This window comes from uncultured Amnibacterium sp., assembly GCF_964244015.1.
Lineage (GTDB): Bacteria > Actinomycetota > Actinomycetes > Actinomycetales > Microbacteriaceae > Amnibacterium.
Genome location: NZ_CAXTHO010000092.1, coordinates 1 through 12,039, shown reverse-complemented (window position 1 = coordinate 12,039; position 12,039 = coordinate 1). Strand labels below are relative to the sequence as shown.

Below are 12,039 nucleotides of genomic sequence, written 5' to 3'. Positions count from 1 at the left end.
GGCACGCGGTTGTCCGCCGACCAGGTGGCGAACCTCGGCGTCACCCTCGCCGAGGCCCTCGAGTACGTGCACGAGATCGGGATCGTGCACCGGGACGTGAAGCCGGCGAACGTGCTGCTGGTCTCCTCCGGGGACGGGGGCGGGCGCCTCCGTGCCAAGCTCGCGGACTTCGGCTTGGCGACCGTCCAGGACGAGGACCGGCTCGACGGCGGGGACCAGACCCACGGCACTCCCGCCTATCTCAGCCCTGAGCAGGTGCTCGGTGAGCACGTCGGACCGGAGTCGGACGTCTACCAGCTCGGTCTCGTGCTGCTCGAGGCGCTGACCGGGCACGTCGAGTACCCGGGAACGACGGAGGTCTCCGCGCTCGCGCGTCTCGAACGCGATCCCGCGATCCCCGCCTCGGCCCCGCCGGCGATCGCACGCACGATCCGGGCGATGGTGGAGCGCGATCCGTCGGTCCGCGTCAGCCTCGACTCGGTGATCGTGGCCCTCCGCCAGTTCAGGATCGCGGACCGCTCGACGTCCGCGACGACGGGCCACCGGACCGGATCAGCTGCGCGTCGGTACGACCTGTTCGACACGCCTCCCCACGGCTCGTTCCGGGACGTCGCCGCACTGGCTGTCCGCCTGACTCAGGCACCGGTCGCCATCGTCCGGATCACCCAGCAGGCTGAGGAGCCCGCCCCGCGGGACGGCGGCGCCGACGTCGGAGGGTCGACCTCGTTCGCGGTCGATCGTCGAGCCCTCGCACCGCCAGTCCCCGACATCGATCCACGCGAGCTGTCCGATGCGGCGGTCGCCGCCCGGCTCGGACTCGGCGTCCTGCGCACCGTGCCGCTGATCACCCACGATCACGTCGCGCTCGGGACGCTGTGCGTTCTCGACGACGACTCGCGGACCGCGACGGCGGACGAGGGCCGCGCGCTCGAGCAGCTCGCCGCGACCGTCGTGCACGAGATGGAGCTGCGCCGAGCGGTTCGCCGCGCGCTGCGCCCCACGGAGGGCGGACTGGGCTAAGCGGTGGACCCAGACCCTCCGTTCCTGTCGGTGAGCTCGAAGATGTCGATCGTGCGCGCGACGACCTGCGCGGCGACCGCCTGAAGCGGCAGCCCCTGGCTCCGGGCGTAGGACCGCATGCTCCTGAACGAGTCGTCCATCGAGAGCGCGGCGCTCTGCGCGAGCACCCCCTTCGCCTGCTCGATGACGATCCGGCTCTCCAGCGCGTGCTGCAGCTGGTCGCCGACGACCTTCGACTCGCGCAGCAGGCGTTCCTGGAGGATGCCGATCGTGGCGACGTCGGTGAGCGCCTGCCCCAGCGCGATGTCGCGCGTGTTCAGCTCGCCGACCTCGCGGCCGAAGAGGTTCATCGTGCCGATGACCCGATCGCGCAGCCGCATCGGCGTCGCGTGCATGGACCGGAAGCCACGATCCAGCGCGGCGGCGGTGAACGCCGGCCACCGGCCGTCCGTCTGCTCGAGGTCGCCGATGGTGAGGGCCTTGCCCGTGCGGAAGCACTCGAGGCACGGCCCGTCGGCTGCGCCGAGCTGGACCACCTCGAGCAGCGCGGCGTCCTCGCTCGACGACGCCATGACGTGCAGCTCGCCGCTTCGCGCATCCGCGAGGATCAGCCCGCCTGCGGCGACGTTCAGGAGGCTCGTGCACGTGTCGACCAGCGTGTGGAGCAGATCGACCAGATCGAACCTCGAGGTGAGCGTGTCCGCCAGCGTGACGAACGCGGCCGAGAGCTTGGCCTCGCGGGATGAAGCATCGGTCTCCGACACCGTGGTCTCCAATGTGTGCAGGTGGTCGTCAAGCGCTGTACTGATCGCCGAGCTCTGAGAAGTCGAGCCGACCGGCGACGACATCGGCGGCGACGCCGTCGAGGCCCTTGCCGCTGGCGAACGCGTATGCGCGAAGACGGGACAGCGCCGTGTCCACGGTCGTGTCGAGCTGCACGAGCACCATGCCGGTCGCCTGGTGCACCTCTCTCCGCATCTCGGCGACCACCGCGTTCAGCGGAGCCTCAGCGGCCGCGGATCTGGTCGCGAGCTCCACGGCCGGCGCAGCGGCCGCAGAGGCGAGGTCGAGCCCCCTTCCGACCAGAGCCTCGTGCCACGGGTCGCCGGCTTCTCTGCTGTACAGGTCGATGACGCCGACAGCGAGCGGACCGAGGTACAGCGGGAAGGAGTAGAGCGCGCGAGCGCCTTCGTGCCATGCCGCGGGCCCGAACACGGGCCAGGCGCTCAGGGTCGCCCCGGTCGCGAGGTCGTTGTGGAGCGCCGGCCTGCCCGACTTCAGCGCATCCCAGTGCGGTCCCTCGCCCAGCTCGAACTGCATCGACTCGAGGCGGGCGGCGAGCGAGTCGCTCGACGTGACCGTCGAGTGCTCGCCCGAATCGCCGACGACCGAGATCGAGACGCCGCCGACGGGGAGGCCGTGGAGGAACGGAGCGCACAGCGGCGACGCCTCACGGTCAGGTCGATCACGTTCGGATCCCACCGGCGTCGTACTCCTCAGCTCGAGAGAACTCGGCTGTCGCGGGGTCCGGGCGACGGGCGGAGCGTAGTCCCCCTGGTCGCGGAGAGCCAGCGTGCAGAAGCCGAGGCGAGGACGAGCAGGAGCGCCCTTGCAACCGTAGACAGTTCGATGCAAACTGTCCACAGTTTTGCTGCCAGCGGGAGGCCGGATGCTCCGGACTCCCGATCTCGTCTCCAACGAAGGAGCAGACATGCCGAGTGGTCGACGTCCCCGCCCCCTGGTCCGACCGGTGTTCCACCACACGACCCTCGCCACGCTGAAGCTCGACGAGATGGTGGTGTTCTACGAGAAGATCGCCGGACTCGAGCCGGTGTACTACTCCTCCGGCGGAGCCTGGCTGACGAACGACGCCGCCAACCACCGCATCGCACTGCTCGCGCTGCCCGATCTGAGGGCACCCGAGGACAAGGGCCACACGGCCGGGCTGCACCACACGGCGTTCGAGTACGCGAATTTCGACCAGTGGCTGGACAACTACCTCCGGCTGCGCGACGAGGGCATCGTGCCGTTCCTGAACCTCGACCACGGCATGACGATGTCGATGTACTACCAGGATCCGGAAGGCAACGGCGTCGAGATCCAGGTCGACGGATTCGGTGACTGGGCGGCCGGCAAGGAATGGATGTGGGCCTCCCAGGAGTTCGGCGACAACCCGATCGGGGTCTACTTCGACCCCGAACGCCTCGTCGAGGCTCGCGACGACGGGCTCGATTTCACCGAGATCCACCGCCGCGCCCGGGCCGGTGAGTACGAACCCGCGGTGAAGCCCGAGGTGCACCTGCCCGAGCTCTGGTAGCGCGGGCAAGATCGAGGACACCATCCTCTTCGCGTGACCGGCCGTGTCGGACCGGCCGCCTCGACAATTCCACCTCTCGAAGGAGCATCATGCGGATCGCCAACCTCGCGGGCCGGGCCACCCTGGTCAGCGGATCGATGGGTCTCGACGTCGAGGCGGCGAGCGACGGCCGCTTCGGTGCAGACCCGCAGGGGGTGTGGAGCGACTGGGCGGGATTCGCTACGTGGGCGGGCACGCTGGACGTGCAGGGGCACCCCGATGCGCGGCCGTTCGACGAGCGCGACCTGCGCCCGCCGGTGCCACGTCCGTCCCAGGTGTTCGCGATCGGCCTGAACTACGCCGACCATGCCGCGGAAGCGAGCATGGAGCTGCCGGAGAATCCCCTGGTGTTCACCAAGTTCCCCTCCAGCCTCGCCGGCGCCGACGCCACGGTGCGGCTGACGGGTGACCGGGTCGACTGGGAGGCGGAACTCGTGGTCGTGATCGGCCGAGGCGGTCGGGACATCCCGAAGGACGAGGCGTGGGACGCGGTGGCCGGACTCACGGTCGGACAGGACATCAGCGACCGGACGGTGCAGAACTGGGGCAGACCGGCGCAGTTCAACCTCGGCAAGTCGTTCGAGAACTACGCCCCCACCGGGCCGGCGGTCGTGACGCTCGACGAGCTCCGGTCCGCGGGTCACGATCCGGCGGCACTCCGCATCCACTGCGAGATCGTGGACGAAGCAGGTGCAGAGCCGCGCACGCTGCAGGACGGCACGACGGCGGACCTCATCTTCCCCGTCGACGAGCTCGTTACCCGGCTGTCGGCGATCGTCGAGCTGCGGCCCGGCGACATCGTGTTCACCGGGACGCCGTCCGGCGTCGGACTCGGTCGGACGCCGCAGGTGTTCCTGAAGCCCGGCCAGCGGCTGACCACCGAGATCGAGGGTCTCGGCACGATCCGCCAGACGTTCACCGCATGACGACGGAGCTGGTCACCACGGACTTCGCGCCGAATCGGGCGGAGAACAGCATGCAGACCGTCTACGCCACGCTCCGGGACAGGATCCTGACCGGAGCGCTCGAACCGGGGTCCGTGCTGTCGCAGGTGCAGCTCGCCCAGCAGTTCGGGATCAGCCGGACGCCGCTGCGCGAGGCGCTGCGACGACTCATCGCGGAGCAGCTGGTCAGTGGGGACTTCAATCGCCGGATGCGGGTGTCCGAGCTGAACCTCGGCGATCTCGACCAGATCTACGCGATGCGCATCGCGCTGGAGCCGGTCGGGGTCGCCGCGACCCTCGCCAGCATCACCGTCCCGCAGCAGGCCGCGCTCACGCGCAGCGTCGATCGGATGGAGGAGGCGATCGATCGCCTCGACCTCGAGATGTTCCGCAGAGAACACAGGAGCTTCCACCTCGGCCTCACCGCAGGTGCCGGCGCTCGACTGCACGCCGCCCTCGGCGATCTCTGGGACCACTCGGAGCGGTACCGGCTCGCCTACCTCCAGCACGACTACAGCGAACCGGACAGCGCATCGGCCGACCGCCTGCGGTCCTCGCAGGCGGAGCATCGCTCGATCCTGGCCGCCGCGCTCACCGGGGATGCTGCCGCGTGCTCCCTGGCACTGGTGGCGCACCTCCGACGCACGGTCGACGTGGTGTTCCGCGAATCGAACCCGATCCCGCGACCGCGGGTGGTCGCCTTCGCCGTGGCGGCACGCTCGGGCGAGTAGCCGACGCTCGAGCTCACCGATTCCGATCGGGCTCGGCGACGACGCGGGCCGCCGTGAGGCGCGAGATCGCGCGGGCGACGGTGATCACCGCCGGGCGGATCGCAGCCGGGTCGAAGGATCCGGAGGCGGCGACGACCGAGACCGCCGCGATCGCGTTCCGGCCGCCGTCGAACACGGGCGCGGCCACCGACGACGCCGCCTCCGGCACCGCTCGGTCGTTCGTCGCGGATCCCTCCTGCCGGATCTGGGCGAGTCGGCTGCGCAGCTCCCTGCTCGACACGCGGACGTGCTCCGGCTCGATCGTCAGGTCCCGATCGAGGACCGATTCCTGCAGGTCGGCGTCGGCATAGGCGAGCAGCACCAGGCCGACGCCGGTGGAGTGCAACGGCACGCGCTCGCCGACGCGGTACAGGATGCGCGCGGCGCGGCGGGCGGAGAGCCGCTCGATGATCATCGCCTCGGAACCGGTCCGGACGGCGAGCAGCACGTGCTCCCCCGTCGCGCGGTGCAGGTCCTCCATGAAGGGCAGCGCGAGCGCACGCAGGCCGTGCCCGCGCGGAGCGAGCGCCGCGACCTCGAGGAGCGTGAGGCCGATCGCATACCGTCGGTCGTCGTCCCGCTCGAGGGCGCCGACGGCGACGAGCTGCCGGACGATCCGCAGGGTCGTGCTGAGGGGCGTGTCGCTGCGGGCGCTCAGCTCGCTGAGCGTCAGCGGCTCGCCGTCGAAACACCGCAGCAGCCGGAAGGCGCGGTGCAGGACCGGCTCGCCGGTCGACCGCTGCTCCGCGTCCGCTTCCAGGTCGGTTCCCATGATGCGATTCTGCCGCTGAGCGGCAGTGCCCCACATGGTCCGGGTGATCGACTCGACGATGTGGCTGCTCGACTTCGACGACGAAAGGGGCGTGGTGGTCCGGATACGGGTGCTGATCGCCGGTGGCGGTCCTGCCGGCCTCGCGGCGGCCGCCGAGCTGGCGCTGCACGGTGTCGAGAGCACGGTCGTGGAGCCGCGACCGAGCGTCGCGATGGATCGTCCCCGGGCGAAGACCACCAGCGTGCGCACGATGGAGCACTTCCGGCGCTGGGGCGTGGTCGACGAGATCCGTGCCGCAGCGGCGCTGACCCCGCAGTGGTCGGACCGCGTCGTGTTCTGCTCCACGGTCACCGGCGACGTCCTCACGACGTTCTCGAACGTGTTCGGCCTCGGTCCCGAGACGCTGCTCGTCTCCCCCGAGTACGGCCAGCAGATCCCGCAGCCCGTCGTGGAGCGGGTGCTGCGAGAGCACCTCGCCCGGTCGCCGCTCGTGACGATGGTCTACGGCAGCAGCGTGATCGCGCTGACCGAGACCGCGGACGGGGTGACCGCGACGGTCAGCACCGCCGACGGCCACGAGTCGACGATCCACGCGGAGTACCTGCTCGGCTGCGATGGCGCGTCGGGTGCGGTGCGGAAGGCGATCGGGGTGCGCTACGCCGGCAGTTCCGATCCGCGGCCGAACTTCAACGTGCTGTTCCGGACCGACGAGCTGCACCCGCCGATGGGCGACGCCGTGCACTACTGGGTGGTCGGCGGCGGCTCGCCGTGCGTCATCGGGCGGCTCGATCTCGCCGGCACGTGGTGGCTGATCGCGCCGGGAGTGGACTCCGCGGACGGCAGTGCGCGCATCCCGCAGATGATCACCGACCTCGTCGGCCACCCGATCGCCCACGAGGTCGTGTCGACGGACAGCTGGACGGCACGCCTCCTGGTCGCCGAGCGATTCCAGACCTCGCGCGTGTTCCTCGTCGGTGAGAGCGCGCACCTCAACCCGCCGTGGGGCGGGCACGGGTACAACACCTCCGTCGGGGACTCGGTGAACATCGGCTGGAAGCTCGCGGCCGTGCTGCAGGGCTGGGCGGCACCCGGCCTACTGGACAGCTATGAGACCGAACGGCGACCGGTCGCCGAGCAGACGATCGCCATCGCCCGGGAGAACATGCGCTCCCTCCCCCTGGACTTCGCGGCGGAGACCGACACCGCCGTCTTGGCGGAGGCGATCCAGACGAGCAAGGACTCGGAGTTCCACAGCCTCGGACTCGTGCTCGGCTACCGCTATTCGAGCGAGGGCAGCCCCGATCCGGTGCACTACACGCCGAGCACGGATCCGGGCGCCCGGCTCCCGCATGCGCGCTACCGCGACGGCCGATCGCTGTTCGATGCGCTCGGCCCGGAGTACACGCTGATCGCGCCCGCGGGGGACGACGTCGAACCGGTCCGTCGGCAGGCCGCCGGTCTCGGCCTTCCGCTGACGGTCATCACGCCGCCCGAGGACTACCCGTGGGGCGACCAGGCGCTGCTCGTGCGCCCGGATCAGCACGTCGACCTGCGCGCGGCATCCGCGACCGACATCGATCTGCGGGACGCCCTCGCGGTGCGGGCCGGCCGGACCGAGGCGCGGGCCGAGGCGGTGCGCGCATGACGACGACGACGATCACCGATGTGCGGATGTTCGACGGGACCGGGTTCACCGGGCCGACCACGGTGCGGATCGACGGGGAGTCGATCGCCTCCATCGGCGGGCCGCCCGTCGGCACGATCATCGACGGTCACGGCGGCGCCCTGCTGCCCGGCCTCATCGACGCCCACGTGCACGTCGACGAGGTGGACGACCTCGAGGCGCTGCTCGCCGCCGGCATCACCACCGTGCTCGACATGGCCAACCGGCGGCCCGAGATCACCCGCTCGCTGCAGGAGCACGGAGGGCTGCCGCACCTGCTCGGCGCCGGCATCCCCGCGAGCGCGCCGAAGGGAGCCCACACGCGCCGGATGGGGTTCCCCGCCGGCAGCGCCGTGGCCGGCGCCGAGGACGCCGCTCGCTTCGTGGCCGACCGCGTGCGCGAGGGGTCGGACTACATCAAGATCATCGTCGAGGACCCGCGGATGCCCGGCACCGCGTCCCTCCCCCCGGAGACGATCGCGGCCCTCGTCGTCGCTGCGCACGCCGCCGGACTGCTGACCGTCGCGCACGCCGTCACCTCGACCGCGTACGGGCTCGCGGCCGACGCCGGGGTCGACGTGCTCACCCATGCGCCTCTCGACCGCGGTCTCACGCCGGCCGAGGCCGCCGCGCTCGCCGCCCGCGGCGCAGTTCTCCTGCCGACGCTGACGATGCTGGAGGGCACCGTGAAGGTCGTCACGGCCGGGCGGGTCTTCCGGGTGCTGCGGCGGCTGCGGATCGCGCCGCCGGTCGAGTACGCGAACGCGCGCGCCAGCGTCGCCACGGCAGCGGCGGCGGGCCTGACGATCATCGCCGGCACCGACGCGAACACCGAGGCGGGTGCCCCGTTCCACCCGGCGCACGGGCCCTCGCTCCACGACGAGCTCGAGCTGCTCGTCGCCGCCGGACTCACCCCGGCCGAAGCCCTGACCGCGGCGACATCCACCCCGGCGCGCGTCTTCGGACTCGCCGACCGCGGCGTGCTCGAGGCCGGACGCCGAGCCGACCTCGTGCTCGTCACGGGCGACCCGTCGACCGACATCCGGGCGACCCGCGCCGTGTCGGGCGTGTGGCTCGGCGGACGGCACATCCCCCGGCCCTGAACCCGGCCCGGCCGGACGGACCCGCAGTACCCATCACTCGAAGGAGAGCAACCATGGCGCACCCGATCGCACTGTCCACCCCGCTCGGCACCGTGACCGGTATCGAGGAGCGCGGCGACGCCGGCTCGCCGCTGCTCGTGTGCATCCCCGGCGGCAGCTACAACTCCCACTACTTCGACGTGAAGGGGCACTCGCTGCTCGCCGCAGCTCACGACCACGGGTTCCCGATCGTCGCCCTCGACCGTCCCGGCTACCAGGGAAGCGACGCGCTGCACGGCGAGATCACCTACGCCAAGCACGCGCAGGTGCTGAACGCCGCGGTCGCCGAGCTGTGGAAGCAGTACTCGGACAGCGCGACCGGCGTCGTGCTCATCGGCCACTCGATGGGAGGTGCGATCGCCGTCCACATGGCCGGCCAGCGTCCCTCCTGGCCCCTGCTCGGCATCTCGGTCACGTCCATCCACACCGACGCCCCCGAGCCGGTCACGCAGGCGTGGAACTCGATCCCCGCCGACGCGACCATCCCGTTCTCGAAGGAGCAGCGGATCCAGTTCATGTACGGCCCCGAGGGGACCTGGGACCCCGAGGTCGTCGACGACGCGGAGGTGGCGACGGACCTGATTCCGGTCGCCGAACTTCTCGAGGTGGTCGGCGGTTGGACGACCGACTTCACGACGCTCGCGACCGAGGTGACGGTCCCGGTCCACTACGCGCTCGCCGAGCACGAGGGGCTCTGGATCTCCACGGACGAGGGGGTGCAGGCGTTCGCGGCCGCATTCACCGCGTCCCCGTCGGTGACCGCCGAGCGGGTGAGCGGATCAGGTCACAACCTCGACCACCACCACGGCTCCGGCGAGTTCCACGAGCGTCAGCTGGCCTTCGCCCGCACCGCCGCCGCCGCCGCCCGACTGTGAGCTCACGAGCTCGCACCGGCGCGCCCGCGCGGCCGGTCGTTCGGCGCGGAGCGAGGTGCGGATGACGAAGCGGTTCAGCAGCGCGGCGGAGGCGCTCGACGGCGTGCTGCGCGACGGCCAGACGATCGCGGTCGGCGGGTTCGGGCTCTCCGGCAACCCGGCCGACCTCATCGAGGCGGTGCGGGACAGCGGCGTCCGGGATCTCACGATCGTCAGCAACAACATGGGCGTCGACGGCCGGGGCCTCGGCCTGCTGCTCGAGGCGAAGCAGGTGCGCCGCGTCATCGCCTCGTACGTCGGGGAGAACAAGCTGTTCGCGCAGCAGTACCTCGCCGGCACGCTCGAGGTGGAGTTCGCGCCGCAGGGCACGCTCGCCGAGCGCCTGCGCGCCGGCGGGGCCGGAATCGCGGCGTTCTACACCCGCACGGCGGTCGGCACCCCGCTGGCGGAGGGCAAGCCGACCGCCGAGTTCGACGGCGAGACCTACGTGCAGGAGCGCGCGATCCGCGCCGACCTCGCGCTGGTGCACGCCTGGCGCGCGGACCCCGCCGGCAACCTCCGCTACCGGCTGGCGGCCCGCAACTTCAACCCGGTGGTCGCGACCGCCGGCGAGGTCACGATCGCGGACGTCGAGCAGGTGCAGGAGACGTACCTCGACCCCGACGACGTGCACACCCCCTCCGTCCACATCACGCGCGTGATCGTGTCGACGCCGCGAGAGAAGCCGATCGAGCAGCGGACGGTGAGGGAGCGCTGATGCCCTGGGACCGGAACGACATGGCCGCGCTGGCGGCAGCCGAGCTCGAGGACGGCGCGACCGTCAATCTCGGGATCGGGATCCCCACGCTCGTCGCGAACCACCTCCCGCCCGGCGTCCAGGTCGTGCTGCAGAGCGAGAACGGCCTCCTCGGCATGGGCCCGTTCCCGTATCGAGGGGAGGAGGATTCGGACCTGATCAACGCCGGCAAGCAGACCATCACCCTGCTGCCCGGCGCGAGCGTCTTCGACTCAGCGGAGTCGTTCGCGATGATCCGCGGCGGGCGGATCGACGCGGCGGTGCTCGGAGCGCTGCAGGTCTCCGCAGAGGGCGACCTCGCGAACTGGACCGTGCCCGGCAAGCTCGTGAAGGGTCCCGGCGGCGCGATGGACCTGGTCGTGGGCGCCCGCCGCCTCATCGTGCTGACCGACCACACGGCCAAGGACGGCACCCCCAAGATCGTCGCGACCTGCACGCTGCCCCTCACCGGCCGTGGTGTCGTCGACCGCATCATCACCGACCTCGCGATCTTCGACGTGAGTCGCACAGGCCTCGTACTCCGCCGACTGGCCCCGGGGGTGGACGAGTCGACGGTGCAGGACCGCACGGGCGCGCCGTTCTCCATCGAGCTGGACGACGCGCACTGAGGTCGTCGCAGCAGGTCGGGGCGGAGGAGCCCAGCAGCGCGGTGCCGCCCGACCCGACGGCGCGTGCAGCGACTGACGTCGCGGCCGCGGGTCGGCGCGGCGACCGGTGAACCGGACGATCCTCACGCGGAATGAGGCCGACGCGCACTCCGGGTTCCTGAACAACGTCCGAGCGAATCCGATCGTCGTCCTGATCGGATCCGCGCCGTGGCCGTGACTCCGCTCTCGGACGCTCAGCAGGCAGTAATCACCGCCCTGGTCCGAGCAGGCCGCCTCGAGCTCGTGTCCCCGGATCAGAGCCCGACGAAATGGAAGGTGCAGACCGACAAGAGTCAGACGACTGGATCGACCTGCAACGCGGTCGTGGCACTCGGCGTGGTGAAGCAGATCCAGTACATGTACGCGAGCGCCCAGCAGCAAGCACCGTTCTTCAAAAAAAGCCCTGCTCGCGAAACGACGGACCTCAGGCTGGTGCTGAGCGAGGATATGACGGTGCTCCGTGTCTTGTGCTCGATCCACGAACTCGAGGAGGACGGTGAAGTCGTCCGGATCGGCGATCACATCCGCAGGCTCGCCAGCCGCAACGAAATCGCCGACTACGGCACCGACCTCGACAACATCGAATGGCACCTCGATCACGAGGCCGAAGCTGCCGGCGATCCCGCGCCGACCATCTCTGGGCGAGTAGCTGCCATCTCAGCGATCTACGTCCGACTCACCGGCAGCCCCGGACACGGGTGGACAGCACAGCACGGTAGCGCTCACCTCGAACCCCTCGAGTCCACCGCCGCGACACGACACGTCCAGCACACCATCAACTGGGGCCCCACCACCGCCCCCGACGAACAAGGCCACGTGCACAGCGCCGGCTAGCCGCGCCTCGAAGAGGGCGACGAACATCTCCCCGGCTGGGTCATCTCACTCGAGCTCCCAGAGATCAACACCCCATCCCAGATCGGCTGACGTCGCAGCCCCGCGATCGCTTGCAGGCGCAGGACTACCAGCTGGGTCGGCACGCTCGCGTCGCTTCTCCCCGCGCTTCGGATGGAAACAAGCGTCAGACCTCGTCCTACGAATGTGATCGGGGCTTGAC

The 12,039-nt window shown here is 70.8% G+C and carries 13 protein-coding genes; 10 read left to right on the top strand and 3 right to left on the bottom strand.

Features of this window, described 5'->3' with window-relative positions:
• A partial coding sequence (locus ACFE67_RS10850) for a serine/threonine-protein kinase (protein ID WP_375406893.1) occupies positions 1-1,020 on the top strand: 1,020 nt, incomplete at its 5' end.
• On the opposite strand, the gene ACFE67_RS10845 is transcribed toward ACFE67_RS10850, so the two are convergent.
• On the bottom strand, positions 1,017-1,784 hold the full coding sequence (locus ACFE67_RS10845; protein ID WP_375406892.1) for a GAF domain-containing protein: 768 nt from the start codon (positions 1,782-1,784) through the stop codon (positions 1,017-1,019). The genes ACFE67_RS10850 and ACFE67_RS10845 overlap by 4 nt on opposite strands.
• A 28-nt stretch (positions 1,785-1,812) precedes the next feature.
• The gene (locus ACFE67_RS10840) at positions 1,813-2,502 is read right to left on the bottom strand and encodes a GAF and ANTAR domain-containing protein (RefSeq protein WP_375406891.1); all 690 of its coding nucleotides are present in this window, start codon (positions 2,500-2,502) and stop codon (positions 1,813-1,815) included.
• Between the two features lie 229 nt (positions 2,503-2,731).
• On the opposite strand from ACFE67_RS10840, the gene ACFE67_RS10835 reads away from it, so the two are divergent.
• The 3 genes from ACFE67_RS10835 to ACFE67_RS10825 all read left to right on the top strand — a co-directional run bounded on the left by ACFE67_RS10835 (position 2,732) and on the right by ACFE67_RS10825 (position 5,051).
• Positions 2,732-3,337: a VOC family protein gene (locus ACFE67_RS10835; RefSeq protein ID WP_375406890.1), complete on the top strand. Its 606-nt coding sequence runs from the start codon at positions 2,732-2,734 to the stop codon at positions 3,335-3,337.
• Positions 3,338-3,426: 89 nt separating this feature from the next.
• Positions 3,427-4,302 (top strand): fumarylacetoacetate hydrolase family protein, encoded by an 876-nt coding sequence (locus tag ACFE67_RS10830; RefSeq protein WP_375406889.1) that lies wholly within the window; start codon positions 3,427-3,429, stop codon positions 4,300-4,302.
• The gene (locus ACFE67_RS10825; RefSeq protein WP_375406888.1) at positions 4,299-5,051 is read left to right on the top strand and encodes a GntR family transcriptional regulator; all 753 of its coding nucleotides are present in this window, start codon (positions 4,299-4,301) and stop codon (positions 5,049-5,051) included. Before ACFE67_RS10830 ends, ACFE67_RS10825 begins: the two co-directional genes overlap by 4 nt.
• Before the next feature lie 13 nt (positions 5,052-5,064).
• Here ACFE67_RS10825 and ACFE67_RS10820 read toward each other — a convergent pair whose 3' ends face one another.
• The gene (locus ACFE67_RS10820) at positions 5,065-5,862 is read right to left on the bottom strand and encodes an IclR family transcriptional regulator (RefSeq protein ID WP_375406887.1); all 798 of its coding nucleotides are present in this window, start codon (positions 5,860-5,862) and stop codon (positions 5,065-5,067) included.
• A 34-nt stretch (positions 5,863-5,896) separates the two neighbouring features.
• Between ACFE67_RS10820 and ACFE67_RS10815 the strand changes: the two genes are divergently transcribed.
• The 6 genes from ACFE67_RS10815 to ACFE67_RS10790 all read left to right on the top strand — a co-directional run bounded on the left by ACFE67_RS10815 (position 5,897) and on the right by ACFE67_RS10790 (position 11,819).
• On the top strand, positions 5,897-7,507 hold the full coding sequence (locus ACFE67_RS10815; RefSeq protein ID WP_375406886.1) for an FAD-dependent monooxygenase: 1,611 nt from the start codon (positions 5,897-5,899) through the stop codon (positions 7,505-7,507).
• A complete protein-coding gene (locus ACFE67_RS10810) occupies positions 7,504-8,628 on the top strand; it encodes an amidohydrolase family protein (protein ID WP_375406885.1) in 1,125 nt (374 codons plus the stop codon). The genes ACFE67_RS10815 and ACFE67_RS10810 overlap by 4 nt, the downstream gene beginning before the upstream one ends.
• A gap of 53 nt (positions 8,629-8,681) precedes the next feature.
• The gene (locus ACFE67_RS10805) at positions 8,682-9,542 is read left to right on the top strand and encodes an alpha/beta hydrolase (protein WP_375406884.1); all 861 of its coding nucleotides are present in this window, start codon (positions 8,682-8,684) and stop codon (positions 9,540-9,542) included.
• A 61-nt stretch (positions 9,543-9,603) separates the two neighbouring features.
• A complete protein-coding gene (locus tag ACFE67_RS10800) occupies positions 9,604-10,299 on the top strand; it encodes a CoA transferase subunit A (RefSeq protein ID WP_375406883.1) in 696 nt (231 codons plus the stop codon).
• A complete protein-coding gene (locus ACFE67_RS10795; protein WP_375406882.1) occupies positions 10,299-10,946 on the top strand; it encodes a 3-oxoacid CoA-transferase subunit B in 648 nt (215 codons plus the stop codon). Before ACFE67_RS10800 ends, ACFE67_RS10795 begins: the two co-directional genes overlap by 1 nt.
• Before the next feature lie 315 nt (positions 10,947-11,261).
• Complete coding sequence (locus tag ACFE67_RS10790) at positions 11,262-11,819, top strand: hypothetical protein (RefSeq protein ID WP_375406881.1); 558 nt, start codon at positions 11,262-11,264, stop codon at positions 11,817-11,819.
• Positions 11,820-12,039 lie beyond the last annotated feature (220 nt).